This window comes from Streptomyces sp. NPDC060000 (assembly GCF_042737375.1).
Taxonomy (GTDB): domain Bacteria; phylum Actinomycetota; class Actinomycetes; order Streptomycetales; family Streptomycetaceae; genus Streptomyces.
Genome location: NZ_JBHWUU010000002.1, coordinates 17,075 through 42,388 on the forward strand (window position 1 = coordinate 17,075; position 25,314 = coordinate 42,388).

Annotated in this window: 22 protein-coding genes; 17 read left to right on the forward strand and 5 right to left on the reverse strand. The window is 71.2% G+C overall.

What is annotated here, in order from left to right:
* The first annotated feature begins 45 nt into the window (after window positions 1-45).
* Window positions 46-768 carry an LPXTG cell wall anchor domain-containing protein gene (locus ACFWBB_RS01945; RefSeq protein WP_385265605.1) on the forward strand — a complete coding sequence of 241 codons (723 nt, stop codon included), beginning with the start codon at window positions 46-48 and terminating at the stop codon, window positions 766-768.
* A 122-nt stretch (window positions 769-890) separates the two neighbouring features.
* Here ACFWBB_RS01945 and ACFWBB_RS01950 read toward each other — a convergent pair whose 3' ends face one another.
* Complete coding sequence (locus tag ACFWBB_RS01950; RefSeq protein ID WP_385265608.1) at window positions 891-1,508, reverse strand: biotin transporter BioY; 618 nt, start codon at window positions 1,506-1,508, stop codon at window positions 891-893.
* Window positions 1,509-1,795: 287 nt separating this feature from the next.
* Here ACFWBB_RS01950 and ACFWBB_RS01955 point away from each other — a divergent pair, with 287 nt between their 5' ends.
* The 11 genes from ACFWBB_RS01955 (at window position 1,796) to ACFWBB_RS02005 (ending at window position 13,286) form a co-directional block, all read left to right on the forward strand.
* Complete coding sequence (locus ACFWBB_RS01955; RefSeq protein ID WP_359160048.1) at window positions 1,796-1,888, forward strand: putative leader peptide; 93 nt, start codon at window positions 1,796-1,798, stop codon at window positions 1,886-1,888.
* A gap of 85 nt (window positions 1,889-1,973) precedes the next feature.
* A complete protein-coding gene (locus ACFWBB_RS01960) occupies window positions 1,974-3,179 on the forward strand; it encodes an ROK family protein (RefSeq protein ID WP_385265610.1) in 1,206 nt (401 codons plus the stop codon).
* 327 nt (window positions 3,180-3,506) lie between these two features.
* Window positions 3,507-4,574 (forward strand): ABC transporter substrate-binding protein, encoded by a 1,068-nt coding sequence (locus tag ACFWBB_RS01965; RefSeq protein ID WP_385265613.1) that lies wholly within the window; start codon window positions 3,507-3,509, stop codon window positions 4,572-4,574.
* A 5-nt stretch (window positions 4,575-4,579) separates the two neighbouring features.
* A complete protein-coding gene (locus tag ACFWBB_RS01970; RefSeq protein ID WP_385265615.1) occupies window positions 4,580-5,563 on the forward strand; it encodes an ABC transporter permease in 984 nt (327 codons plus the stop codon).
* Window positions 5,539-6,276 (forward strand): ABC transporter ATP-binding protein, encoded by a 738-nt coding sequence (locus ACFWBB_RS01975; protein WP_385265618.1) that lies wholly within the window; start codon window positions 5,539-5,541, stop codon window positions 6,274-6,276. Before ACFWBB_RS01970 ends, ACFWBB_RS01975 begins: the two co-directional genes overlap by 25 nt.
* A complete protein-coding gene (locus tag ACFWBB_RS01980; protein WP_385265621.1) occupies window positions 6,273-7,631 on the forward strand; it encodes an LLM class flavin-dependent oxidoreductase in 1,359 nt (452 codons plus the stop codon). The genes ACFWBB_RS01975 and ACFWBB_RS01980 overlap by 4 nt, the downstream gene beginning before the upstream one ends.
* A gap of 21 nt (window positions 7,632-7,652) precedes the next feature.
* Complete coding sequence (locus tag ACFWBB_RS01985) at window positions 7,653-8,546, forward strand: TauD/TfdA dioxygenase family protein (RefSeq protein WP_385265623.1); 894 nt, start codon at window positions 7,653-7,655, stop codon at window positions 8,544-8,546.
* A gap of 333 nt (window positions 8,547-8,879) precedes the next feature.
* Window positions 8,880-9,122 carry a hypothetical protein gene (locus tag ACFWBB_RS01990; protein WP_385265626.1) on the forward strand — a complete coding sequence of 81 codons (243 nt, stop codon included), beginning with the start codon at window positions 8,880-8,882 and terminating at the stop codon, window positions 9,120-9,122.
* A 119-nt stretch (window positions 9,123-9,241) separates the two neighbouring features.
* Complete coding sequence (locus tag ACFWBB_RS01995) at window positions 9,242-11,440, forward strand: MMPL family transporter (RefSeq protein WP_385265628.1); 2,199 nt, start codon at window positions 9,242-9,244, stop codon at window positions 11,438-11,440.
* A 5-nt stretch (window positions 11,441-11,445) separates the two neighbouring features.
* Window positions 11,446-12,645 carry a sensor histidine kinase gene (locus ACFWBB_RS02000; RefSeq protein WP_385265632.1) on the forward strand — a complete coding sequence of 400 codons (1,200 nt, stop codon included), beginning with the start codon at window positions 11,446-11,448 and terminating at the stop codon, window positions 12,643-12,645.
* Window positions 12,642-13,286, forward strand: coding sequence for a response regulator (locus ACFWBB_RS02005; protein WP_385265635.1), 645 nt, complete (start codon window positions 12,642-12,644; stop codon window positions 13,284-13,286). Before ACFWBB_RS02000 ends, ACFWBB_RS02005 begins: the two co-directional genes overlap by 4 nt.
* A 291-nt stretch (window positions 13,287-13,577) precedes the next feature.
* On the opposite strand, the gene ACFWBB_RS02010 is transcribed toward ACFWBB_RS02005, so the two are convergent.
* A complete protein-coding gene (locus ACFWBB_RS02010) occupies window positions 13,578-14,222 on the reverse strand; it encodes a disulfide bond formation protein DsbA (RefSeq protein WP_385265637.1) in 645 nt (214 codons plus the stop codon).
* A 151-nt stretch (window positions 14,223-14,373) separates the two neighbouring features.
* Between ACFWBB_RS02010 and pepN the strand changes: the two genes are divergently transcribed.
* Window positions 14,374-17,028 carry an aminopeptidase N gene (pepN, locus tag ACFWBB_RS02015; protein WP_385265640.1) on the forward strand — a complete coding sequence of 885 codons (2,655 nt, stop codon included), beginning with the start codon at window positions 14,374-14,376 and terminating at the stop codon, window positions 17,026-17,028.
* A gap of 207 nt (window positions 17,029-17,235) precedes the next feature.
* A complete protein-coding gene (locus ACFWBB_RS02020) occupies window positions 17,236-18,303 on the forward strand; it encodes a hypothetical protein (protein WP_385265642.1) in 1,068 nt (355 codons plus the stop codon).
* Between the two features lie 154 nt (window positions 18,304-18,457).
* Here ACFWBB_RS02020 and ACFWBB_RS02025 read toward each other — a convergent pair whose 3' ends face one another.
* Complete coding sequence (locus ACFWBB_RS02025; protein ID WP_385265644.1) at window positions 18,458-18,817, reverse strand: MerR family transcriptional regulator; 360 nt, start codon at window positions 18,815-18,817, stop codon at window positions 18,458-18,460.
* A gap of 71 nt (window positions 18,818-18,888) precedes the next feature.
* Here ACFWBB_RS02025 and ACFWBB_RS02030 point away from each other — a divergent pair, with 71 nt between their 5' ends.
* Window positions 18,889-19,380 carry a hypothetical protein gene (locus ACFWBB_RS02030; protein WP_385265647.1) on the forward strand — a complete coding sequence of 164 codons (492 nt, stop codon included), beginning with the start codon at window positions 18,889-18,891 and terminating at the stop codon, window positions 19,378-19,380.
* 191 nt (window positions 19,381-19,571) lie between these two features.
* On the opposite strand, the gene ACFWBB_RS02035 is transcribed toward ACFWBB_RS02030, so the two are convergent.
* Together ACFWBB_RS02035 and ACFWBB_RS02040 are read right to left on the reverse strand one after the other, a co-directional pair.
* Window positions 19,572-20,048 (reverse strand): NUDIX hydrolase, encoded by a 477-nt coding sequence (locus ACFWBB_RS02035; RefSeq protein WP_385265649.1) that lies wholly within the window; start codon window positions 20,046-20,048, stop codon window positions 19,572-19,574.
* 9 nt (window positions 20,049-20,057) lie between these two features.
* A complete protein-coding gene (locus tag ACFWBB_RS02040) occupies window positions 20,058-21,041 on the reverse strand; it encodes a pyridoxamine 5'-phosphate oxidase family protein (RefSeq protein WP_385265651.1) in 984 nt (327 codons plus the stop codon).
* 118 nt (window positions 21,042-21,159) lie between these two features.
* Between ACFWBB_RS02040 and ACFWBB_RS02045 the strand changes: the two genes are divergently transcribed.
* Window positions 21,160-21,702, forward strand: coding sequence for a CGNR zinc finger domain-containing protein (locus ACFWBB_RS02045; RefSeq protein ID WP_385265654.1), 543 nt, complete (start codon window positions 21,160-21,162; stop codon window positions 21,700-21,702).
* 212 nt (window positions 21,703-21,914) lie between these two features.
* Window positions 21,915-25,223 (forward strand): S8 family serine peptidase, encoded by a 3,309-nt coding sequence (locus ACFWBB_RS02050; RefSeq protein ID WP_385265656.1) that lies wholly within the window; start codon window positions 21,915-21,917, stop codon window positions 25,221-25,223.
* The last annotated feature ends 91 nt before the right edge of the window (window positions 25,224-25,314 follow it).

Genomic DNA, 25,314 nt, shown 5'->3' on the forward strand with positions numbered 1-25,314 from the left:
CTCTTCAAGTACTGCGAATTCAGGCGCAGCCAAGGGGGGGCGAACATGAGTTCTCGTCGTGCGACGACCGTTGCCGGATCGCTGGTCGCAGCATCTTTCTCGGCGGTGTTGATCCTTTCCTGCCCCGCCGGGGCGGACGAGCAGGGGCCCGCGAGCAGCAAGGGGGGAAAGCCCGTCGACGAAGCACCCGCGGGCGTGAAGACGACGACGACACTGCCGGAGCGGATCTCGGTCGACAACAGTTCCGGGAAAACCGCGATCACCGCCACGGTGAAGAACGAGGGGACCAAGGAGAGCGGACGGATAAGGCTTCTCGTCGTGGGTTTCGACGGGCTCACGGTCAAAAGCGTTCAGGGGTGTGACGCCATCGCCAAGAAGGATCTCCCGGCAGGATCCAACAGCGGTTTCTCCTGCACCGTCGGCGATCTCCCGGCCGGGGCGTCGAAGTCCTACTCCGTCGACGCGACCTTCGATCTGGGCAAAACCGGGAAGATCTGTCTGCCCGTCCAGACGAGCGACGGGAAGAAGACGTTCTGGCAGCAGGGCCCCGTGCCGTTCGGTACGACGAACCCGTCGCCGAACGCGCCCGCCACCCCGCTGCTCCTCGGCACCGACAACACGCCCGTGGGGCCCGGTGGCGACGAACTGCCCAGGACCGGCGTCGGACGGGACGTGCTGCCGCTCGGCGCGGCCGGGGCCTCGCTGCTCGCGGTGGGCGCTGCCGGACTGTGGTGGTCCCGGCGGCGGCCGGAGCAGCGGACGAGCTGAGCCGGCCGCAACGCGGAAAGCGGTTCGCCGGGTCGGGTCGCGCAGTGCGACGACGACCCGGCGAACCGCTTCGTAAGCCCCTTGGGGCAGTAACTCCGGTGCTTCGTTTCTTCGTTGGTCCGTTACTCCGTTGCTCCGTCACCCTTGACGAGCTTCCAGGCCGTGGGCAGCAGCCCCATCGCCAGAACCGCCTTGACGGCGTCGCCGATCAGGAACGGCGTGAAGCCGGCGGCGATCGCGGCGGAGGCGGACATGTCGGCGGCGTAGGCCAGGTACGGGACGCCGACGAGGTAGATGATCGCCTCGCCCAGCAGCATCGTGACCGCCATGCGCGGCACGGAGCGGTCGGCGCCCCGGCGGGCCAGGGCGCCCACGGCGGCCGTCGCCAGGATCATGCCGAGGACGTATCCGAACGAGACGGAGACGCCGGAGCTGCCACCCGCGAACCACGGCACCCCGGCGAGACCGGCCAGCGCGTAGACGGCGAGCGCGGAGGCCCCGCGCCGGACGCCGAGGGTGGTGCCGACGAGCAGCGCGGCGAAGGTCTGGCCGGTCACCGGGACGGGGCTGCCGGGGACCGGGACCGCGATCTGGGCCGCGAGGCCGGTGAGCGCGGCACCGCCGAGCACGAGCGCGATGTCCCGGACACGGGTGGAGGCGCCCGCGCGGAGCGCAGGGGAGGGGAGAAGGTCGGCGAGAACCTTCGCGGGGCGAGCGGGGGCGACGGCGGCGGTGCTCATGGGGACTCCGCGGGACGGGAACGGACGGGACACGGCGACGCTATCCCAGGGGAATCGTGGTGATCACCGTCCGCGGTCGACAAACGGCCGGACAGGAGGTTGGTGGACTCCTGACAAACGGTGCGGGTTACACGCGGTACGAGGTGACCCCGGTCACTGAGGTGGAGTGGCCCGGGAAACGCGGGCGCCTTCGGCGGCCTCTGTAGGGTTCCACCAATCGAACAGCGGCCGTCTCGCCCGTCGGTCGCCATCTGGGCAGGGCTGGTCCCCTTTGCTAGCTTCGAGCCATGGTTGCCCAGGCCCAGGCCCTTAACTTCTCGTCGCGTCGCCATGTCGACCTGCGACGCGTGAGCGCGGCCGCCTGTCGCCCTCCGGTGTGAGGCGGGCGGAGCCGATCATCCGGCGCGTCACGCTCCACAGACGGCGCAGTGTCGGACCGGCTCCCGACTTCCGAGGAAGTTCCCCATGCCCCGTACCGCGGCTCCTCCCGCCCTGACCTCTCCCGTCACCCGGGTCGCCGACAGCGACCGGCGGCGCACCAGCGCCAGTGTGATCCTGCGCTCCGTGCTGGAACACGGGCCGGTCGCGCGCTCCACCATCGCCCGGCTGACCGGGCTGTCCCCCGCCTCCGTCACCGACCACTGCGCCCGGCTCACCGGGCTCGGGCTGATCCGGGAGGCGGCCGTGCCCCGGCGCAGCAACGGGGTCGGCCGCCCGCACGTGCCCGTGGACCTGGACGACTCGCGGTTCGTGGTGGGCGGGGTTCATGTGGCGGTGCCGTACACGACCGTCTCCCTGCTCGATCTGCGCGGCCGGGTGGTGGCGCGGCGGGAGTTGAAGCATCGCAGCGTCGAACCGGCCGAGGTGCTGTCGCGGGCGGCCGACGGGCTCGGCGCGCTGCTGGCGGAGGCCGTCGGCTGCCGGGCCCTCGGGGTGGGGGTCGCCGTGGGCGGCTGGGTGGACCGGGATTCGGGGACCGTCGTCGAGCATCCGCTGCTGGGCTGGCGGGACGTGCCGGTACGGGAGACGGTCGGCGCGCGCACCGGGCTGCCGGTCCAGGTGGACGGGCACGCGCGTGCGCTGGTCAACGCGGAGCGGTTGTTCGGACGGGCGCGCGGCAGCCTCAGCGTGCTGCACCTGTTCGTCGGGAACATGGTCGACGCGGCGTTCGCCACCCACGACGAGGTGCACCACGGGCCGCGTTCGCAGGCGGGCGCCATCGCGCATCTGCCGTTGGCCGGCGGCACGGAGCCCTGCGACTGCGGCCGGGTCGGCTGCCTCCAAGTGGAGCTCAGTGAGCGGACGTTGTGCCGGCGGGCTCGGCAGGCCGGGGTGATCGACGGGGTGAACCCGATGCATGTGATCGCCGCCGCGGAGGCCGGTGACCCGGTGGCCGCACGGCTGTTGCGGGAGCGGGCGCGGATGGTGGGCCGGGCGGCCGGGCTGCTGCTCGACGTGCTCAATCCGGAGCGGGTCGTCGTCACCGAGGTGGGTGTGCTGTACCGGGAGGACTGTCTCGCCGCGCTGCGGGACGAGGTCGGGGCGGAGCGTTCCGCCGCCGTCTCGCCGAGCAGCTTCCCCGACTCCGTGCTGGCCATGGCGGGCGGGGCGGTGGCGCTCGACGTGCTCTACCGGGATCCGCTGGCCTCGCCTCCCGGGCGTCCCACCTGAGCCGAGTTAATTCAGAAACTCCGAATGTTGACAGGCCCCGCACGTGGACAGGAACATCTATCTCATGAGCTGTCGCACCTTCTGTTGCTGACGCCCCGGCGCGCCGGGAGCGCGCCCTTCTCCTGCCTTTCTCCGTAGGAATTCCTCACGGATTCCCTGCGGATACCCACGGCTTCTGTGGTTCCCCGCACGAATTCCCTGTGTGAATTCCCTGTGACGAACCCTGCCGCAGCACAGCATCCCGCCGACGCCGTCCTCGTCTGTCTGCGTCGCCTCCGTCTGCCGTGTCCCTCTGCCCTTTCTCCGTGTTCCCCTGGGGGTTCTCCCGTGCCTGTTTCCCGTACGTCCGGTGTCGACCGGCGTCTCTTCCTCACCTCTCTGCTGGGCGCCGCCGCCGGTGTCGCCGGGCTCAGCGGTTGCGCCGAGAGCAGCGCCGCCACCGGCGGGAAGGGCGCCTCCACGGCCCCGCTCGCCGACAAGGTGCCCGCCGGCACCAGCCTGAAGATCGCCTCCTACCAGGGCGTGCAGCAGCTCCAGTTCAAGCTGGCGAAGCTGCCCGAACTGCCCTTCAAGGTGGGTGGTTGGCTGAACATCGGGGCCGGTCCCGACGTCATCAACGCGTTTCGCGCCAAGTCCCTGGACGTCGCCAACAACGCGGGTATTCCGCCGATCCAGGCGCATTACCAGGGCTTCGACGCGAAGATCGTCGCGATCAACATCACGCGTAAGCCGAACTACGTCTTCGCCACCAAGCCGGGCAGCGACATCCAAACCGTCGACGACTTCCGGGGAAAGAAGCTGGCCTTCTCCCAGGGACAGGCGCAGGGCGTCGTCCTGCTGCGGGCGCTGAAGGAGGCCGGGCTGAAGTACGACGACGTGAAACTGGTCCCGCTGACCAGCAACCAGTTCCTCACCGCCCTGCAGTCGGGCCAGGTGGACATCGCCCCGCTCGGCAACACCCAGTCGCCCGCCTACCTCAAGCAGTACGAGTCCAAGGGCGCCCGCGTCATCGCCACCGACGTCGTCGACCTGCTCAGTCTGCTGTGGGCGCCGGCGTCCGTGCTGAACGACAAGGCGAAGGCGGCCGCCGTCGCCGCGTACATCCCGCAGTGGGCGCAGGGCCTGGTGTGGAGCTACGAGAACCCGGACGCCTGGAACGAGGAGTTCTTCGTCAAGACGCAGAACCTGACTCTCGACCAGGCCAAGTCGATCACCGCACTCGCCAACAAGCCGCTGTTCCCGCCGAGTTGGGACGAGGCCATCAAGTGGGAACAGGAGACCGCGGATCTCCTCGCGGAGGGCGGCTTCGTGAAGAAGTTCGACGTCGCCTCGCTCTTCGACCACCGCTTCGAGGGCATCGCCGCCAAGTCCGTTGCAGCCGAGTACCGGAGTTGACCGCCATGACCACCAGTGCAAGCACGGACACCAGCACGAGCGAGCGCACGAGGACGGACACCAGCACGGGCGAGCGCAAGGGCACGGACACCAGCACGGACACGAGCACGAGCACCAGCGAGAGCGGGAGCACCAGCGCGACCGCGGCCACGGCGCCCGCCGTCGCCGACGCCGTGGCCGCCGAGGGCGGGGGCCGGGTCCGTCGCCGCCGGCGCCGCGGACTCGCTCCCGGCAAACCGTGGCCGGCCTCCCGGCTCGTCGGGCCCCTGCTGCTCATCGCCCTGTGGGCCGCCGCCTCGGCCGCCGGGCAGCTGGACACCGGGGCGATCCCGGCGCCCTGGACGGTGCTGAGGACCGGCGTCCACCTGTGGACCGACGGGACGCTGGCCACTGACGTCCTCACCTCGCTGGAGCGCGCCGCGTACGGCTTCGCGATCGGCCTGACCGCCGGGGTGGTGCTGGCGCTGGCGTCGGGGCTGACCCGGACCGGGGAGGCGCTGATCGACGGGAGTGTGCAGCTCAACCGGGCGATCCCGACCCTGGGTCTGATCCCGCTGTTCATCCTCTGGCTGGGCATCGGCGAGACCTTCAAGATCGCGATCATCGCCATCGTCGTCTACATCCCGATCTACCTCAACACGCATGCCGCGCTGTCCGGCATCGACAACCGGTTCGTCGAACTCGCCGAGGTGCAGGGCCTGTCGAAGGTCCAGTTCATCCGGCAGATCGTGATACCCGGCGCGCTGCCCGGATTCTTCGTGGGACTCCGGCTCGGGGTGACCGGCTCCTGGCTGGGACTGGTGGTCCTGGAGCAGATCAACGCCACCAGCGGCCTCGGCTACCTGATGTTCCAGGCCCAGAACTACGGCCAGTCGGACGTCATCCTGGTCGGCCTCCTCATCTACGGCGTCTTCGGTCTCATCTCCGACAGCGCGGTCCGTCTCATCGAACGGAGGGTGCTGTCGTGGCGCCGCACACTGAGCAGCTGACCCGCTCCGCCGCCGTCCAACTGCGCGGCCTGACGAGGTCTTTCGAGGATCGCACGGTACTCGACGGCATCGACCTGGACATTCCCGCCGGACAGTTCGTGGCGCTCCTCGGGCACAGCGGGTCCGGCAAGAGCACCCTGCTGCGGGCGGTCGCCCACCTCGACCACGAGGTCGCCGGAAGCGGGCAGCTCACGGCCCCGGAGCGGGTGTCGGTGGTCTTCCAGGACTCCCGGCTGCTGCCCTGGCGGCGGGTGCTGGACAACGTACTGCTGGGCCTGGACGGCAAGGAGGCGGACCAGAAGGGCCGCGAAGCCCTCGCCGAAGTGGGGCTGAAGGGCCGCGAACGGGCCTGGCCCAACGAGCTGTCCGGCGGTGAGGCGCAGCGTGCGGCGCTCGCCCGCTCACTGGTCCGCGAACCCGAACTCCTGCTCGCGGACGAGCCGTTCGGCGCCCTGGACGCACTCACCCGCATCAAGATGCACAGCCTGCTGCGCGAGTTGTGGGAGCGCCACCGGCCTTCCGTACTGCTCGTCACCCATGACGTGGACGAGGCGATCGTGCTCGCCGACCGGGTCCTCGTCCTCGACCACGGCCGTATCGGCCTCGACCTGACCATCGACCGCCCGCACCCGCGCTCGTACCGGGACCCGCTGCTCGGCGAGTACCGCGAACGGCTGCTCGCCGCCCTGGGCGTCACGGAGGACCACAAGTGACCACGGCTGACAACGGACGCCAGCTCCACCTCAACGCGTTCCTGATGAACACCGGCCACCACGAGGCGTCCTGGCGGCTCCCGGAGAGCGACCCGTACGCCCATGTGGAGCTGGACCACTACGTCCACCTGGCGCGGATCGCCGAACGCGGCACCTTCGACTCCCTCTTCCTCGCCGACGGGCCGCAGCTCTGGGGCAACATCGCCCAGCGGCCGGCCGGCGCCCTGGAGCCGCTCACCCTGCTCACCGCGCTGGCCACGGCCACCCGGCACATCGGCCTCATCGCCACCGCCTCCACCTCCTACAACTCGCCCTACAACCTGGCCCGCAAGTTCGCCTCCCTGGACATCATCAGCGGCGGCCGGGCGGGCTGGAACATCGTCACCACCGCCGGCGCCGAGGCAGCCCGCAACTTCGGTCTGGACGCCGAGCCCGCGCACGCCGAGCGGTACGCCCGCGCCGGCGAGTTCCTCGACGTGGCACTGAAGCTCTGGGACAGCTGGGAGGACGACGCGATCGTCGCCGACAAGGCGGCCGGCGTCTGGGGCGACGACGCGAAGGTCCACCCACCCCGGCACCAGGGGACGTACTTCAGCGTCGAGGGCGCCCTCAACGTCCCGCGGTCGCCGCAGGGTTACCCGCTGCTGGTGCAGGCGGGATCGAGCGAGGACGGCAAGACGTTCGCGGCCCGGTACGCGGAGGCGGTGTTCACCGCGCAGCAGACGCTCGCCGACGCGCAGGCGTTCTACGCCGACCTGAAGTCACGCACCCGGCAGGCCGGCCGGGATCCCGAGCACATCAAGGTGCTGCCCGGGATCGTCCCGGTGATCGGCTCGACGGAGGCCGAGGCCCGCGGATACGAGCAGGTCCTGGAGAACCACATCGTGCACACGCACGGGGTCCAGCGGCTGGAGCAGCTGCTCCAACTGGAGCCGGGCACGCTGGAGCTGGACTCGGAGCTGCCCGCCGATCTGCCGCCGGAGAGCGCGATCGAGGGCGCCAAGAGCCGCTACACCCTGGTGGTGGAGCTGGCCCGGCGCGAGCGCCTCACCGTGCGGCAGCTGATCGGGCGGCTGGGCGGCGGGCGCGGGCACCTCACCTTCGCGGGCACGCCCGAGCAGGTCGCCGACGCGATCGAGACCTGGTTCACCCAGGGCGCCGCCGACGGGTTCAACATCATGCCCGCGGTCCTGCCCTCCGGCCTGGACGCCTTCGTCGACCACGTCGTCCCGATCCTGCGCGCCCGCGGTCTGCTGCGCACCGAGTACGGCCCGCGCACCACGCTGCGCGAGAGGTACGGCCTTCCGCGCCCCGCCAACCAGTACGTGAACGCTCCCGCACCCGCCCTCGTCTGACCCGTCCGAAAGGCCTCTGCCATGAGCATCGAGATCCGCAAGGTCACCGCGAACATCGGCGCCCGGGTGTCCGGCGTCGACATCGCCAAGCCCCTCGACGAGGAGACCTACACAGCCCTGCGTGAGGCGCTCAACGTCCACAAGGCCCTGGTCTTCGACGACGTGGACCTGGACGACGAGGGCCAGCAGGCCTTCGTCCGCCACTTCGGCGACCTCACCACCGCGCACCCGACCGTGCCGGCCGTCGACGGCGCCCCGAACGTGCTGCCGGTCGACAGCGAGCGCGGCCGCGCCGCGAACCACTGGCACACGGACGTCACCTTCGTCCTCAACCCGCCGCAGGCCAGCACCCTGCGCAGCCTGGTCCTCCCGCCGTACGGCGGCGAGACCCTGATCACCAGCTCGGCGGCGGCCTACCGCCAGCTGCCCGAGCCGCTCAGGCGGCTCGCCGACACCCTGTGGGCCGAGCACACCAACGACTACGACTACGCGGTGCCGCAGGAGGCGGTCGACGAGGAGCAGGCCGCCGCCCGCGCCCAGTTCACCTCGATCAAGTACCGCACGGTCCACCCGGTGGTCCGCGTCCACCCGCTGACCGGCGAGCGGGGCCTGTTCATCGGCGGGTTCGCGCAGCGCATCGTGGGCCTGTCGGTGGCCGAGTCCCGCAAGATCCTCGACCTGCTCCAGTCGTACGTCACCCGGCCGGAGAACATCCTGCGCCACCGCTGGTCGGAGAACCAGCTGGTCCTGTTCGACAACCGCATCACGCAGCACTACGCGGTCGACAACTACGACGGCAAGCCCCGCCGCCTGCACCGGGTGACGGTCGCGGGCGACATCCCGGTCGGCATCGAGGGCAAGGAGAGCTACTCGATCGAGGGCGACGCGGCGCACTACACCTCCGTAGCTGCCTAGCAGGGCCGCGGCCTGAGCGGCCTGGCCCTCGCCCGCACTCGGACGGCCCCCACGTGGAGACATGTGGGGGCCTTCCTGTTGCCCGGAAGCGGCTTGTTGTTGCAAGCTGGCACCTGCAAGTGTTATGCAATAAAGAGGTGCAAGGGGGACCCGCGCCCGCGCCCTGAGCCGGCCGCGAAACGTCCTGCCTCGTGATCGTCTTCTCACCCTTCACGGCGGCGGGCGGAACGAAGGAGCGGCCCCGCGAGGACATGACTCGCGGGGCCGCTCCCGTGTGCGGGGGCGGGCGTGGGGGCTTCCCAAGGGCGGCCGTTCCGGGCGACAGTGGCCCGCATGGGTCTTCCGAAGAGGCGTTGCCCCAGCTGCGGGGACACCGACCAGCACTTCCGGCAGCTGCTCGGCGACGAGAGGGCCTTCGCCCTGAGGCAGGCGCAGGTGCGGATCCACCGGGCGGATCTCCACAAGTACCGGCGCTGCACCCGCGAAGGCTGCGTGCGGGTGCAGTCCTACTTCAACTGGAAGTCCGGCTTCGATCTGCCGGAGGAGTTCCGGACGCCTCCGGGGTCGGCCGCCTAGGCAGCGCCCAGGTCGGGGGCGGGGGGTAGCCCCCCTTCCCGGGTCGACCGATCGGTGGACGGCAAGTTCAACCGGGCACCTCTGTCCGCCAACTGTCCTGCCCAGCAAGGCTCTTGGACATGAACTCACTCACTGTGCGCATGGCGCGTTCCAGCGCGCGGCACCCCTGGCGGGCGATCGTCGGCTGGCTGGTGTTCGTGGAGCTGTGCCTGGCGGCCGGCGGTGCCGTCGGGATGAACAGCGCGAGGACGGCCGACTACCGGGTCGGTGAGGCAGGTCGGGCCGAGGCCATGGCGGCCGGCGGTCACCTGGAACGCAGATCCGCCGAGCAGGTGCTGATCTCCGCGCGGTCGGGCGCCCCCGGCGCCGAAGCGGCCGACGCCGCCGTGCGGGATCTCACCGCCCGGATGAGGCGGCTGCCCGAGGTCGCGGAGGTGGCCGCGCCGGTCCGCTCCGCCGACGGCCGGATCCTCATGGTCGAGGTGGCCCTCAGGGGCGAGGAGCGAGACGCCAAGGACAAGGTCGACGCCCTCACCGCGCAGACCTCGGCCGTCCAGCGGGCCCACCCGGAACTCCTGCTCCAGGAGACCGGCAGTCCCTCCATCAGCAAGGGGGTCGACGAACAGCGCGGTGACGACCTCGCCCTCTCCGAGAAGATCACCCTGCCGGTCACCCTGCTGACCCTGCTCGTCGTGTTCGGCTCGCTCACCATGGCCGCCGTGCCGCTGCTGCTCGCGCTGTCGTCGATCGCGGCGGCCGTCGGCCTGTCGATGGTGGCCTCGCACGTCTCCCCGGACACCGGGGTCGGCACCAACGTCATCCTGATGATCGGCCTCGCCGTCGGCGTCGACTACACGCTGTTCCATCTGAAGCGGGAGCGGGAGGAACGGGCCCGCGGCGGGGGACGGTTGAGCTCCGAGGCGCTGGTGGAGCTGGCGGCGGCCACCTCGGGCCGGGCGGTGGTGGTCTCCGGGTTCGCGGTCGTCGCCTCCACGGCCACGCTGTACCTGGCCTCGGACGTCATCTTCTCCTCGCTCGCCACCGGCACCGTCGTGGTCGTCCTGGTCGCGATGGCCAGCTCCCTGACGGCGCTCCCCGCGCTGCTGACGGTGCTGGGCAGGCGCGCGGAGCGCGGGGCCGCGCGCCGGGCGGCGCGGGGGAAGCCCGTCCGCCGTCCCCGCGGCGAGAGCGGCGGACGGGTCTGGACCGCGCTGCTGCGTCCCGCCGCCCGGCACCCCCTCGCCACCCTCGGTGTCTCCGTCCTCGCCCTGCTCGCACTCGTCGTCCCGCTGGCCGGACTGCACATCACGGAGATGAGCCGGGACACCCACTCCCGCGAGATCCCCGCGATGCGGGTCTACGACCGGCTGAACGAGGCCTTCCCGCAGCAGCGGGTCACCCACCAGGTGGTCGTGCGCGCCGACGCCACCCGGGCCGACGAGGTCACCGACGCGCTGGACGAGCTGGCCGGGCTGACCGACACCGACCCCCTGTTCACCGGCACGCACCGGCTCCGCACCTCCGCCGACCACCGGATCAGCACCCTCGAACTGCACGTGCCGTACCTGGGCGACTCCGACCAGGCCCATGCCTCCCTCGGCCACCTGCGCGACGACTACCTGCCCGCCACGGTCGGCCGGATCAGCGGCGCCGAGTACGGCGTGAGCGGTGACGTGGCCCGGTACACCGACTATCCGGCCCACCAGAACGGCAAACTGCCGCTCGTTCTGGGGGCGTTGCTGCTGGTGACCTTTCTGATGACGCTGTACGCGTTCCGCTCCGTCGCCCTCGCCCTGATCGGAGTCGTACTGAATCTGCTGTCGGCGGCGGCCGCGCTCGGGCTGCTGGTCCTCGTCTTCCAGCACACCTGGGCCGAAGGGCTGCTGGACTTCCACTCCACCGGCTCGATCGGGTCGCGCGTCCCGCTGTTCCTGTTCGTGATCCTCTTCGGGCTCTCCATGGACTACCAGGTGTTCGTCGTCAGCCGGATCAGGGAGGCCGTGCTCGCGGGGGCCGCGACCCGGCAGGCGGTGCTCGACGGGGTCCGCCGGTCGGCGAGCGTGGTGACCAGCGCGGCCGTCGTGATGACGACGGTCTTCGTGAGCTTCGTCTTCCTCCATATCATCGAGATGAAGCAGATCGGGTTCGTGCTCGCGGCGGCCGTCCTGCTGGACGCCTTCGTCGTGCGCATCCTGATCCTGCCGGCGGTGATGCTGCTGCTCGGCGAGCGGAGCTGGTGGCCGTCGCGCCCCGACCGGGGAACGGCGGGCGCGCGGGCCCAAGTGCCCCCCGAGCGGCCGGTGGTCGACGTACGTTGATCGGTATGACCGCTCTCGCCGGGACCTCCGCCGACGTCTTCTGGACCACCTCCCTGCGCCGCTGGAACGCGGTGTGCTGGGTGCTGTTCGCCGCGATGGCCGTCGGGATCGCGACGCTGGGCCGGCCCGGCGGGGCCATGTACGAGGCGCTCGGGCTGCTGGGCAGCGTGGTGCTCTGCTACGCGCTCCTCGACCGCTTCCCGGACAACCCCGTCGTACGGCCGCACGGCTATCTCTCGGTGCTGGTGCTCGCGCTCGGCGGGCTGGCGTATCTGCGCACCAGCTACGCGGCGCTGTTCATGGTGACGCTGCCGCACTACTGGATGTTCGGGCGGACCCCGAGGACGTCCATGGGGTTCCTCGGCCTCGCCACCGCCTCTACCCTGCTGGGCAGCTGGCTCCTGCAGGGCTGGTCGGCGGAGTTCCTCGGCGAGACGGCCGTGTCCACCCTCATCGTCGTCGCGGTGGGGGTGCTGATCGGACTGTGGGCGCACTCGGTGGTCGCGCAGAGCGCCGAACGGGCGCTGCTCATCGAGGAGTTGGAGCGAACCCAGGCGCGGCTCTCGGAGGCGCACCAGCGGCAGGGCGCGGCGGACGAGCGGGAGCGGCTGGCGCGCGAGATCCACGACACCCTCGCGCAGGGCTTCGCGTCGATCGTGGTGCTGGCGGAGGCGGCCCGGGCAGGCCTGGCGGCCGATCCGGCGCGCAGCGCCCAGCAGGTGCGGTCGATCGAGTCGACGGCCCGCGAGAACCTCGCGGAGGCAAGGGAGCTGGTGGGTTCGGGCGGGCAGCCGGGCGCGGTGGTGGCCGGTTCCGTGGTGCTGACCCTGCGGCGGGTCCTGGACCGTTTCGTCGAGGACACCGGGCTGACCGTGGAGGCCGGCCTGGCGGACCTCGACTGCGACCAGCGGACCCGGATCACGCTGCTGCGCTGCACCCAGGAGTCCCTGGCCAACGTGCGCAAGCACGCCCGGGCCTCCACGGTCGGCGTGGTGCTGGCCCGGCGCCCGTACGGGGTGGAGCTGGAGATCACCGACGACGGCGCCGGGTTCACGGTGGAGGAGTCGAGTGGCTTCGGGCTGGACGGGATGCGCAAGCGGGTGGCGGAACTGGGCGGACGGCTGACGGTGACCAGTTCGGTCGGGGACGGGACGCGGATCCTGGCGTCGATCCCGCTGGCCGGGGGCACGGAGGGAACGGCATGAGCGAGCGGACGTCGACACTGCGGGTCGTGGTGGTCGACGACCACACCGTGATGCGGGCCGGGGTGGTGGCCCTGCTGGCCGGGGAGGACGGTATCGAGATCGTCGGTGCGGCGGGCGACGGCCGCGCCGCGCTCGACCTCGTCGAACGGCACGACCCCGACGTGGCTCTGGTCGATCTGCGGATGCCCGTGCTCGACGGGGTCACGACGACGACCGAGATCGTCGCCCGTCATCCGCGCACCCGGGTGCTGATCCTGACGACGTACGACACGGACGCGGACATCGAGCGCGGGGTGGAGGCCGGTGCCATCGGCTATCTGCTGAAGGACACCACGCGTGAGCAGCTCGTCGACGCGATCCGCGCGGCGGCGCGCGGGGAGACGGTGCTCGCGCCCCGGGTGGCGGAGAAGCTGGTCGCCCGGCTGAGGCGGCCGGCCCAGGAGGCGCTGACCGCCCGGGAGACGGACGTCCTCGGCGCGGTCGCCGACGGGCTGACCAACGCCGAGATCGGCCGGCGTCTGGTGATCTCGGAGGCCACCGTGAAGACCCATCTGCTGCGCCTGTTCGCCAAGCTCGACGTGAACGACCGGACCCGGGCGGTGGTGGTGGCCATGGAGCGGGGGCTGCTGCGCCGGCCGTGACGCCTGCCGCAGGGCCGTGAAGCCCGGGGCGGGGCGCCGGCCGAAGGCCCGCATCCCGGCATCCCGGGCCACCGTGGCCGTGCGCGCGTCGTGGGCATCCGTGACGCGCGCATCACGGATGCCTGTCCTACGGCTTGCGGCCCGGGCCGCCGTGCCGGCCGACCGGGAGCGGAGGCGTCGCCGCGTCCGGGCGCACCATACAGATACGGGCCGAGTGCGGTACCGAGGTGTCGATCTCCGTCATGGGGTCCATGGTGCCCCGCGAGGGTGGCTCGCGGGGCACCACCGCCGTCACAGGTTGCTGAAGTCGGGGCCCTTGCTGCGGCTGCGCTTGATCTCGTAGAAGCCGGGGACCGAGGCGACCGCGAGGGTGCCGTCCCAGAGGCGGGCGGCCTCCTCGCCCTTCGGGGCGGGGGTGACCACGGGGCCGAAGAAGGCGATCTGCTCGCCGTCGGGGCCGGGGACGGCGATGACGGGAGTGCCGACGTCCTGGCCGACCTTCTCGATGCCCTCCTTGTGGGAGGCGCGCAGCTGGGCGTCGAACTCGAAGTCCGACTGCTCGGCGTACTCGATCAGGGACGCGGGCAGACCGACGTCGGCGAGCGCGCCCGCGATGGCTTCCACGGTCGGACCCTCGCCGTTGTTGTGGATGCGGGTGCCGAGCGCCGTGTAGAAGGGGCCGAGGATGTCGGCGCCGTGCAGCTGCCAGGCGGCGGCGACCACCCGCACCGGCTGCCAGGCCTTGACCTCGAGCAGCTCGCGGTACTCCGCGGGCAGCTCGTCGAGCTTGTCCTCGTTGAGGACGGCGAGGCTCATCAGATGCCAGCGGACCTCGATGTCACGGACCTTCTCCACTTCCAGCACCCACCGGGAGGTCATCCAGGCCCACGGGCACAGCGGGTCGAACCAGAAGTCGACGGGGGTCTTCTCGGACATGTGTCTCCTCAAGAGATCTTCAGAGATGAGCCTTTCTCCCCTGAACACCGCCGCCCGTGCCGCACATTCCCTGCTGCCCCGCGTCAGGAGCACGTGACAGGATCGCTGCTGTCCGAAAGCCCCATGTCCAACGCTCCGAGGGAGTACCGCCGTGCCCGGTGAGAACCTGTCCCGTGACGAGGCCCGGGAGCGGGCCGCCCTGCTGTCCGTCGACGGGTACGACGTGTCCCTCGACATCAGGTCGGCGGTGGGCGACCGGCCCGGCGACGAGCCCCGCACCTTCCGGTCGGTCACCACGATCCGCTTCCGCTGCAACGAGCCCGGCGCGTCCACTTTCGCGGACCTGATCGCGCCGGGCGTGACGTCCGTCACCCTCAACGGCCGCGACCTCGACCCCGGGGAGGTCTTCGACGGCGCCCGGATCCTGCTGGAGGAGCTGGCCGCGGAGAACGAGCTGGTCGTCGACGCCCAGTGCGCCTACTCCCGCACCGGTGAGGGCCTGCACCGCTTCGTCGACCCGGAGGACGGCGAGGTCTACCTGTACACGCAGTACGAGCCGGCCGACGCGCGCCGGGTGTTCGCGGGCTTCGAGCAGCCCGACCTCAAGGCGCCGTTCCGCTTCGAGGTGCGGGCGCCCGAGGAGTGGGTGGTGTGGAGCAACGGCCTCGGCGAGCGTGCCGACGGGGTGTGGCGCTTCGCGGAGACGAAGCCGATCTCGACGTACATCACCTGTGTGGTGGCCGGCCCGTACCACTACGTGACGGACACGTACACGCGCGACCTGGGTGACGGCACGACCCTGGAGATCCCGCTCGGCGCGATGTGCCGCAGGGGTCTGGCGCCCCACTTCGACTCCGCGGACGTCTTCCTCGTCACCAAGCAGGGCCTGGACTTCTTCCACGACCACTTCGACTACCCGTACCCGTTCGGCAAGTACGACCAGGCGTTCGTGCCCGAGTACAACCTCGGCGCGATGGAGAACCCGGGTCTGGTGACCTTCCGCGAGGAGTACATCTTCCGGGGCAAGGTGACGCAGGCGTCGTACGAGGCGCGGGCGAACGTCATCCTGCACGAGATGGCGCACATGTGGTTCGGCGACCTGGTCACCATGGAGTGGTGGGACGACCTGTGGCTGAAGGAGTCCTTCGCCGACTTCATGGGCACGTTCGCGAACGTCGGCGCGACCCGCTTCACCGACGCCTGGATCACCTTCGCCAACCGCCGCAAGGCGTGGGCCTACCGCGCGGACCAGCTGCCCTCCACCCACCCGATCACCGCCGACATCCGCGACCTCCAGGACGCGAAACTGAACTTCGACGGCATCACCTACGCCAAGGGCGCCTCCGTCCTGAAGCAGCTGGTGGCGTACGTCGGCCAGGACGCGTTCCTCGAGGGCGCGCGGCGCTACTTCAAGCGGCACGCGTACGGCAACACGCGCCTCGGCGACCTGTTGTCGGTGCTCGCGGAGACCAGCGGCCGGGACATGGGTGGCTGGGCGCGGTCCTGGCTCCAGACGGCGGGCGTGAACTCGCTGACCCCGCAGGTGCTGTTGGACCCGCAGGGCCGGATCGACGAGCTGGCCGTGCTCCAGGAGGCCGCCGAGGCGTACCCGGAACTGCGGCCGCACCGGGTCGCGATCGGCCTGTACCGCCGCGAGGACGGCGCTCTCGTGCGGTACGCGCGCGCCGAGACGGACGTCGACGGTCCGCGTACGGTCGTCACGGAGCTGGCCGGCGCCGAGGCCCCGGAACTGGTGCTGGTCAACGACGACGACCTGACGTACTGCAAGATCCGCTTCGACGAGACCTCGCTGGCCACGCTGCGCGAGCACCTGGGCTCGATGACCGACCCGCTGGCCCGTGCCCTGTGCTGGTCGGCGCTGTGGAACCTGACCCGGGACGCGCTGCTGCCCGCGTCCGGCTTCGTGGACCTGGTGACGCGCTTCGCGCACCGCGAGTCCGACATCGGCGTCCTTCAGATGCTGCACGCGTGGGTGGACTCGGCGCTGGTCCACTACGCGCCGCGGTCGTGGCGCCGGACGGGCGAGGAGCTGGTGGCCGGCGTCGCGCTGCGGGATCTGCGGGCGGCCGAGCCGGGCAGCGAGCACCAGCTGGCCTGGGCGCGCTTCTTCGCGACGGTGGCGTCCTCCGGGTCCGACTTCGAGCTGCTCAAGGGCTTGCTGGACGGCACCGCGGAGATCGACGGTCTGGTGGTGGACCAGGAGCTGCGCTGGGTGTTCCTGGAGCCGCTGGTCGTGCACGGGCTCGCCGACGAGAAGGCGCTGGCGGCCGAACTGGCCCGGGACGACACGGCGTCCGGCAAGCGGCACCAGGTCCGCTGTCTCGCGGCCCGTCCGTCGGCGGCGGTCAAGGCGCAGGCGTGGGCGCAGCTGACGGAGTCGGACTCGCTCTCCAACGCGCTGGTGGAGGCGACGATCGCGGGACTCGACCAGCCCTCGCAGCGGGAGCTGCTCGCGCCGTACGCGGAGAAGTACTTCGCGTCGATCGAGCGGATCTGGGCCGAGCGGTCGATCCAGATCGCGATGACCGTCGTCAAGGGCCTGTTCCCGTCGCTCCAGGACTCCCCGGCGACGCTGGAGGCGACGGACGCGTGGCTGACGGCGCACGAGTCGGCGGCCCCGGCGCTGCGACGGCTGGTGCTCGAGGCGCGCGACGACCTGGCACGGTCCCTGCGGGCACAGGCGAGCGGCCTGGAAGCGAGCGACGCGGAGGCGCGGGGCGCGGAGGCAGTCGGCCCGTGGACGAGCGACTCGGAGGCAGTTGGCTCGGAGGCCGGTACCGACTGAGATCTTTGGCCATGAATTCCGCCGACCGTCACCGTTACGGAATTCAGGCAATCCGACCCGTAACCCCTGGCGCCCCCATTCGGGACCAGGGGTTTTCGGTGCGCCATCGGCATCCGAACACCCGTCCTTTAGGGCGAGGTTGTCCCGGTTTGTCGACGGGCGTGTAACAGCGGTTAAGAGGCCGACCGGACGCGGAATCCAGGTTGCATGAACCACCACAACACCCCGCTCCCCCAGGTCCCCTCGGCGCCCCCCCGCCCCGTCCGCCACCTGTCGGAGGTACAGCGCCGCGTCACGACGGCGGGCCGACTCCGCGCACAGGGCGTCGCCTCGGCCGAGGCGAACGAGCGGTGCCGTCCCGGCGGCCCCTGGCAGCAGCTTCTCCCCGGCGTGTATCTGCTCCACCCGGGCCCACCGACCAGCGAGGAGCGGCTGCACGCGGTGCTCATGTACGCGGGCCGCGACACGGCGACGCCGCCGCCCGCGGTACCGGTCCAGCCGGGCTCGGGGGACCCGCACCGGCCGGTGTACAAGGAGGCGATGATCACCGGGCTGGCGGCCCTGAACCTGCACGGGCTCTCGTCCGCTCCCCCGCTCATGTCCATGGAGCACATCGACGTCCTGGTCCCGCGCCTGCGCAGGCTGCGCTCGACCGGCTGCGCCCACGTCGTCCGTGCGGCCACCCTGCCGGCCCCCGAGCAGGCGACCGGAGTCCCGGTGGCGCCGGTGCCGCGCGCACTGGCCGACGCGGTGGCACAGCTGACGGACGCGGGGGTGGTACGGCGGCTGCTGTCGGAGGCGGTACGCGGGAGGTACTGCGAACCGACGGCGGTGGTACGGGAGTTGAACAACGCCAAGCTGCTGAGCCGCCCGCACGTGGTGGACGCGGTGGACTCGCTGCTCGCGGAGGGCCGCGCGATCGCGGAGGAGCGCCTGTACACGATGGTCTGCGAGTACGGCCTCCCCGACCCGGTGTGGAACGCGGACCTGCGCCTGCCGGGCGGCCCCCACCTGGGCGGTCTTGACGCGTACTGGCCGGAGCAGGCGGTGGCGGTCGAACTGGACACCCGGGCGCCGAGGCAGGACGAGGACGCGCTCTGGTCGGAGTACGCCCGTAAGCGGGAGCATCTGGAGCGGCTCGGCATCACGGTCGTGCACATCACGCCGAAGAAGCTGAGGGACACGATGGAACAGCAGGCGGCGGTGGTCCGCACGGCACTGATGGCCTCGGGCGACCGGGCCCCGGCCGCGTATGTCGTGGTGCTGCCCCGGTAGTGACGGACCGGGGCGGGACCAGGAGAGGAAGCCGAGGAGAGGAGGGGCCGTCGGGTGTGACCCGACGGCCCCTCCTCGTGCCGTCACGGCGGGATGCCGTCATGCCGTCAACCGTCACGCTCTCATGCCGTCACGCTCTCATGCCGTCACGCCGTCACGCCGTCACCGTACGAAGGGGGCAGCCGGTGCCGACGCGGTCGGTGAGTTCGGCACGCAGGGCGGCGAGTTCGGCCATCCGGGCGTCGACGATCCGGATCTTCTGCTCGAAGAGGGCGGAGAGGGCGGCCGCGGAGTCGGGGGCCTCGCGCAGTTCCCCGCCGTGCCGGGCGATCTCCGCGAGGGTGAATCCCAGCGTCTGCGCGGTGCGGACGTAGGCCAGCCACTCCACCGTCTCCGGCGCGAAGTCGCGGTACCCGTTGGGCAGTCGGCGGCCCTCGACGAGGCCGACCCGCTCGTAGAAACGGATGGTGTCCCGGGTGGTGCCGGTACGGGCGGCCAGTTCTCCGATGCGCATGCGTGAGGCTCCGTCAGGTAGCGGTCCGGCGCTTGACCTTGGAGCGTAGTCCAGTGTTTAGCGTCGGCCTCATGACCACTTCCGCGTCCACTCCCCCTCACCCTCCCCTGCCTGTCCTCGATCCCGCCCGCCCGTCCTACCTCCGTGTCGTCCGCGCGAGCGCCTGGTACGACCTCGTCGTCACGGCCGGTTTCGCGACGCCGTGGACCTTCGCGCTGGTCCATGACGCGCTGTCGTCATGGAGCCGGGCGTGGGGGCTGGGCTCCTTCCCCGGACTCGACCCGGTGCAGACCCTGTTCGCGAACCTGATGGGATCGGTGGTGGTCGTCTGGGCGCTGCTGCGCCTGGTCGGGACGCTGCCGGTGCACGGCCTCTACGACGGCGCCGCGCGCGTCCTGTTCTCGGCCTGGCTGACGTACGCGGCGACCCACGGCGCCCCGGGGGTGCTGTGGCTGTTCCTGGCGGCCGAGGCGGCGTTCGGCGTGGCACAGCTGGCGCCGTGGCTGCGGCGGGGAGGACGCCCCGCCCCCGCCGCGTTCCTCAGTCGCCTCCCGACGAGGTGACCGTCACGTCGGCTCCCGCGTACCCCCGGTCGGTCAGGGCCACGTAGGAGGCGATCATCCGCGTCCGGCCGAAGCGTTCGCGGCTCGCGGCTCGCGGCGAGGGTTGGGGTGGACGCGGAACGAGTCGCCGCAGCCTCCGTCCAGGCCACTGCGGTCGGGGACGTGGGGCGAATCATCCCGCAGGGTGCGGCTCACATCTTCGGGGCCGCCGGTGGTGGCACGAACACCCGTCCGTCCACCGGCCGTTCGCGCCACAGCTTCAGCGCGACGTCGACCAGCCGGACCCTGGTGAGGGCGGACACCGCGTCCAGGTCGTGCCAGGCGGCCAGATCGGTGGAGCCGTTGACCTCGTTACGCAGCTCGCCCCCGACGACCCGGCCCTCGTAGACGATGCGGACGCCGTGGTGGTCCACGGGGCCGCGCAGGCGCTCGCGGCGCGAGGTGTGGTGGGCGGAGTCGATGCCGAGGAGGCCGGTCACCTCGACGCGGTAGCCGGTCTCCTCGTCCAGTTCGCGCACGACGGTGTCGAGGGGATCCTCGCCGTGCTCCATTCCACCGCCGGGCAGCACCCACTCGCGCGTGCCGTCGGGGGCCGGTGAACGGGCGAGCAGGAGCTGTCCTTCACGGACGCAGACGGCATAGGCCGCCACCCTCAACTTCTGGCGCATGGAGGGACGCTAGCGGGTCGGGTCCGGGTTCGCAGGGGAGTATTCCGGCGCGGACCAGCGCAGCGGGAGCGCGGAGGGGGTGTCGACCGCCTCCGCGACGGTGAACAGGACCGTACGTTCCCCGTCGGGGGCGAACCGCGTGCGGGCCTCGCCGGTGAGCTGGAGGGTGCGGCCCGTCGTCCAGTCGAGGAACAGCAGGCCGGCGCGGGGGTCGGCGGCGAGGTTGCCCAGGGTGAGGAACATGGAGTTGCCGGGGTAGTCGCGCCAGGCGAGCGTGCGCGGTGAGGTGACGTGCACGAAGCCGGGGCCGCCACCGCGGTGACCGACTTCGGCGCCGGTGCCGCCGGGATGGACGGTGGCGAGGAAGAAGGTGTCGGATGCGGTGACGAAGTCGCGCTGCCCGGCGGTCAGTTCAGCGCCGCGCCGGGGGCTGCCGGGCGTGCGGTCGACCGTCTCGTAGGCCGCCCTGCGTTGCAGGTACCTGGGACAGTTGGCGAACACCCGGTCGGTCTCGACGGCGAACCCGCGCGGGGTGGGCCGCAGCCGGCCGTTCAGGCGCAAGCGGCGACGCGTGCGCGGATCGAGGACGATCGTGCCGACGGGAGTCCCGGGGGTGCCCAAAGCGGTAGCGAGAGGGTCGGCCGAAAGCGGCCCGTCCGCACCGGCCGACACGCGCGAGGCCTCCACACCCCCCGAGTCCTCCACACCCCCCGGGGCACCCGCACCGCCCGACGTGCGAGAGGCGCCCGTGGCGACCGAGATCCGCCGGGGTCCGGTGGCCCGGACGAAGCCGGGGGCCCCGGTGAACGCCGACGCCCACACCCTGCCGTCCACCGGGTCGGCGGCACCCAGGACCAGCAGCGGCTGGAGCTCCAGGAATGCGGCGACGACCGGCCTGATGCCCTCACCGATCGCCCGGCCCATGTGATCGGCGAGGTCGCGGACCCCGACGCGGTCCTGCACCGCACGTGAGCCGGAGTGGTAGACGCCCATGATCGACCGTCCTCTCGGACGAGCTGCGGATATAACCTTTCTCATTGAAGTTAAAGGTTAGAGACGCACCTGTCAACCGGTCACGTACTCTTAGGCGGTTAGGACGAAAGGAGTCCCGATGTCCGTCACCGCCGCCCCCGACCCCCGACCCCTCACCGGGGAGCCCCTCGCGCTCGACCTGCTCAACACGCGGTGGACGCAGGAGGGGACCGTGCGGGATCTCCTGCGGGACACCGACGGGCTGGCCGTGTGGCTCGCCGCGAACGGGCTGGGCGAACGGTTCACGGCCGACACGGCGACCCTGCGGCACACCCTCCAGGCGCGCGACGCGCTCAAGGCGGCGATGGACGGCCCGGCGGACATCGCCGGCGTCGACGCCGTGCTCGGACAGGGGCGGATCCGGCCCACCCTCACCAATGAAGGGCCCGGCGAGCGGGCCGAGTTCAGGGACGACGCCTGGGGGCCGGGCTGGCTGGCCGCCCGGAACTACCTGGAGTTGCTCTCCACCGCCCCCGACCGGATCCGCGCCTGCGCGCAGGAGACCTGCGTGCTGCACTTCTTCGACACCTCGCGCAACGGCACCCGCCGCTGGTGCTCCATGGCGGCCTGCGGCAACCGCGCGAAGGCCTCCCGGCACTACGCCCGCGCCAAGGACGTCTGACCCGAAACCCGCACAACCGGCGGACAGCCCTCACACAGGGGGCTCGTAGAGGGTTTTCCCCATACATGCATCTCGATTCGGTCAACTCTCCCCAAACAGCTGTCCCTTAGGTAAAGCTTTGCGGTCATCCGGGATCGCATTCCGGACGACCGTGATCAGGCAGGAACGGCCTGGTCACGTGGTGCTCGTTCCTTTACCTACAAGGGATGCCGATGACCCTCACCCCCCAGCGTGAACCGATATCGGGCGCGAGACGTGTGGTCCGGATAGCCGTGGCCGCGGGCCTGGTGGCCGCGCTGTCCGCGGCCGGACCGATACCCATGGCCTTCTCCGCCGACGCCGGCCAGGCCGCGGCCGACCCGGGCGCGAAGTCCGCCCACGACAAGCTCGGCTCCGACGACGCCGACCTCCTCGCCGAGGCCAAGGCCGCCGGCGACAAGAACGTCACGCTGATGGTCGCGACCGCCCCCGGCCAGACCGAGCAGGTCGCCAAGGAGCTGGACGCGGTCAAGGGCGGCTCCGTGGGCCAGTCCTACGACAAGGTCGGCTACGTCCGCGCCACCGTCCCGACGGGCCGGGCCGACTCCGCGATCGCCGCCGCCGCCAAGCTGTCCTCGGTGCACGCCATCGACCTGCGGCAGGACATCGCCCTCGACGACCCGACGCCGAGCGCGGACACCGCGAAGGGCGCCAAGTCCGCCGCGAAGACGAAGACCTACGCCGCGCCGGACAAGAGCACCCCCGCCGAGAACCCGTACAACCCGTCCTTCGAGACGGGCGCCGTCGACTTCGTGAAGAAGAACCCGAAGGCGGACGGCCGCGGTGTCACCATCGGCATCCTCGACTCCGGTGTGGACCTCTCGCACCCCGCGCTGCAGAAGACCACCACCGGCGAGCGCAAGATCGTCGACTGGGTGACGTCCACCGACCCGATCCTCGACAGCGACGCCTCCTGGCGCCCGATGACGACCTCCGTGACCGGGCCCGGCTTCACCTTCGGCGGCCGGACCTGGACGTCGAAGCCCGGCTCGTACCAGGTCAGCCTCTTCCGCGAGTCCGCCACCGCGGGCGGTGACGCCAAGGGCGACGTCAACCGCGACGGCGACACCACCGACGTGTGGGGCGTCCTGTACGACGCGGCCGCCGGCACGGTCACCGTCGATGTGAACAACAACGGCGACTTCACCGACGACACCGCGATGAAGCCGTACAAGGACGGCTACCAGATCGGGTACTTCGGCACCGACAACCCGGCGACCGACGTCGCCGAGCGGCAGCCGTTCGTCGTGCAGATCCGCAAGGACGTGCCGATGGACCCGTACGGCGGCGACTGGGTCGGCAAGAAGGCCGACTTCGCCAACATCGGCCTCATCGCCAGCGAGCACGGCACGCACGTCGCCGGCATCACCGCCGCGAACGGACTGTTCGGCGGCAAGATGAACGGCGCCGCGCCCGGCGCGAAGATCGTCTCCTCCCGCGCCTGCGTCTTCGGCCCGGGCTGCACCAACGTCGCCCTCACCGAGGGCATGATCGACCTGGTCGCCAACCGCGGCGTCGACATCGTCAACATGTCGATCGGCGGGCTGCCGGGTCTGAACGACGGCAACAACGCGCGCGCCGAGCTGTACACGCGCCTCATCGACACCTACGGCGTCCAGCTGGTCATCTCGGCCGGCAACGAGGGCCCCGGCGCCAACACCATCGGCGACCCCGGTCTGGCCGACAAGGTGATCTCGGTCGGCGCGGCCATCTCCAAGGAGACCTGGGCCGCCAACTACGGCTCCCAGGTGGAGAAGAAGTACGCGCTGCTGCCCTTCTCCTCGCGCGGCCCGCGTGAGGACGGCGGGTTCACGCCGACGCTCGTCGCCCCCGGCGCCGCGATCAACACCACCCAGACCTGGCTGCCGGGCGCCCCGGTCGCCGAGTCCGGCTACACCCTGCCGGCCGGCTACTCCATGCTCCAGGGCACCTCGATGGCCTCCCCGCAGGCCGCGGGCGCCTCGGCGCTGCTGATCTCGGCCGCCAAGCAGGCGAAGGTCGCGCTCACCCCGGCGATCCTGCGCACGGCGCTGACCTCGACCGCGGACCACATCAAGGGTCTGCAGGCGTACGAGGAGGGCGCGGGCGCCATCGACATCGTGGACGCCTGGAAGTCCATCAAGAAGGGCGCCACCGCCCACGACTACACGGTCAAGGCGCCGGTCGACACCGCGCTCGACTCCGCGCTGAAGACGCCGGGCTTCGGCACCGGCATCTACGACCGTGAGGGCGGCCTGAAGGCCGGCCAGAAGAAGACGTACGACGTCACCATCACCCGTACGTCCGGCGCCGACAAGGCGATCCGCCACAAGCTGCACCTCGAGAACAACGCGGCCCACACCTTCAAGATCCTCGGCGCGGACGAGGTCGACCTGCCGCTGAACAAGCCGGTCACCGTCAAGATCCAGGCCAGGCCGAAGGCCGCGGGCATCGCCAGCGCGATCCTCGAGGTCGACGACCCGAAGACCGAGGGTCTCGACAAGCAGGTCCTGAACACGGTCGTCGTCTCGACGCCGGTGAACTACACGTTCCACGCGGCGGACACCGTGCAGCGCAACAGCTCGCGGTCCTACTTCCTGACCGTGCCCGAGGGCGCCAAGGCGTTCGAGGTCGCGATCGGCGGGCTGAAGGACAAGAGCCAGACCCGGTTCATCTCGATCCACCCCTACGGCGTCGGGGTCGAGGACAGCTCCACGATCTACTGCTACAACAACTACCTCGACGGCAACGGCTGCAAGCCCGACGCCCGTTCGTACCAGGACCCGCAGGCCGGGGTCTGGGAGATCGAGGTCGAGTCGCGCCGCACCTCGCCGCTGCTCGACAACCCGTACACGCTGGACGCGACCGTCTACGGCGCGGCCTTCGACCCGGCGACCGTGACCGTGCCCGAGGCGAAGGTCGGCACCCCGGCCCCCGTCTCCTGGAAGGTCACGAACAACTTCGCCGCGATCGACGGCAAGCTGGCCGGCGGCCCGCTCGGCTCGTCCAAGTCGGACCGTCCGACCATCGCCAACGGCGAGACCCGGACCACCACGGTCGAGGTCCCGGCCGGCGCCAAGTCGCTCGACGTGTCCATCGGCAACGTCTCCGACGCCTCCGCCGACCTGGACCTGACGGTCTTCGACGCGGCCGGCACCCAGGTCGCCCAGCAGGCCGACGGTGACTCGGAGGAGGCGGTCTCCATCCCGTCGCCCGCCGCCGGCACGTACACCATCAAGGTCGCGGGCTACTCGGTCCCGGCCGGTACGACGGCGTACGACTACCTGGACGTGTTCTTCTCGTCCGCGCTCGGCACCGTGAACGTCGACGGGTCGACGCCGGTGAAGCTCGGCACGGGTGCCTCGGCGTCGGTCTCCGCGACCGTCACCGCCGCGGCCGCCGCGCCCGCGGGCCGGGCCTTCTTCGGCCAGGTCCAGCTGGTGAACGCGCGGGGCACCGTCGCGGGCATCGGCAACGTGGCGATCGAGAAGGTCACCCCGTAACCGGCACTGGTTGAACCGGTCGACCGGTAGCGGTCGACAGGGGGCGGGCGTCCACAGGGCGCCCGCCCTTCGCCGTTCCACGGCCGCCCGC

Bases quoted from the DNA above. Each gene is read 5' to 3' on its own strand.
- ACFWBB_RS01945 (WP_385265605.1), top strand. From the start codon at position 46: ATGAGTTCTCGTCGTGCGACGACCGTTGCCGGATCGCTGGTCGCAGCA.
- ACFWBB_RS01950 (WP_385265608.1), bottom strand. From the start codon at position 1,508: ATGAGCACCGCCGCCGTCGCCCCCGCTCGCCCCGCGAAGGTTCTCGCC.
- ACFWBB_RS01955 (WP_359160048.1), top strand. From the start codon at position 1,796: ATGGTTGCCCAGGCCCAGGCCCTTAACTTCTCGTCGCGTCGCCATGTC.
- ACFWBB_RS01960 (WP_385265610.1), top strand. From the start codon at position 1,974: ATGCCCCGTACCGCGGCTCCTCCCGCCCTGACCTCTCCCGTCACCCGG.
- ACFWBB_RS01970 (WP_385265615.1), top strand. From the start codon at position 4,580: ATGACCACCAGTGCAAGCACGGACACCAGCACGAGCGAGCGCACGAGG.
- ACFWBB_RS01985 (WP_385265623.1), top strand. From the start codon at position 7,653: ATGAGCATCGAGATCCGCAAGGTCACCGCGAACATCGGCGCCCGGGTG.
- ACFWBB_RS01990 (WP_385265626.1), top strand. From the start codon at position 8,880: ATGGGTCTTCCGAAGAGGCGTTGCCCCAGCTGCGGGGACACCGACCAG.
- ACFWBB_RS01995 (WP_385265628.1), top strand. From the start codon at position 9,242: ATGAACTCACTCACTGTGCGCATGGCGCGTTCCAGCGCGCGGCACCCC.
- ACFWBB_RS02000 (WP_385265632.1), top strand. From the start codon at position 11,446: ATGACCGCTCTCGCCGGGACCTCCGCCGACGTCTTCTGGACCACCTCC.
- ACFWBB_RS02005 (WP_385265635.1), top strand. From the start codon at position 12,642: ATGAGCGAGCGGACGTCGACACTGCGGGTCGTGGTGGTCGACGACCAC.
- ACFWBB_RS02010 (WP_385265637.1), bottom strand. From the start codon at position 14,222: ATGTCCGAGAAGACCCCCGTCGACTTCTGGTTCGACCCGCTGTGCCCG.
- ACFWBB_RS02020 (WP_385265642.1), top strand. From the start codon at position 17,236: ATGAACCACCACAACACCCCGCTCCCCCAGGTCCCCTCGGCGCCCCCC.
- ACFWBB_RS02025 (WP_385265644.1), bottom strand. From the start codon at position 18,817: ATGCGCATCGGAGAACTGGCCGCCCGTACCGGCACCACCCGGGACACC.
- ACFWBB_RS02030 (WP_385265647.1), top strand. From the start codon at position 18,889: ATGACCACTTCCGCGTCCACTCCCCCTCACCCTCCCCTGCCTGTCCTC.
- ACFWBB_RS02035 (WP_385265649.1), bottom strand. From the start codon at position 20,048: ATGCGCCAGAAGTTGAGGGTGGCGGCCTATGCCGTCTGCGTCCGTGAA.
- ACFWBB_RS02040 (WP_385265651.1), bottom strand. From the start codon at position 21,041: ATGGGCGTCTACCACTCCGGCTCACGTGCGGTGCAGGACCGCGTCGGG.
- ACFWBB_RS02045 (WP_385265654.1), top strand. From the start codon at position 21,160: ATGTCCGTCACCGCCGCCCCCGACCCCCGACCCCTCACCGGGGAGCCC.
- ACFWBB_RS02050 (WP_385265656.1), top strand. From the start codon at position 21,915: ATGACCCTCACCCCCCAGCGTGAACCGATATCGGGCGCGAGACGTGTG.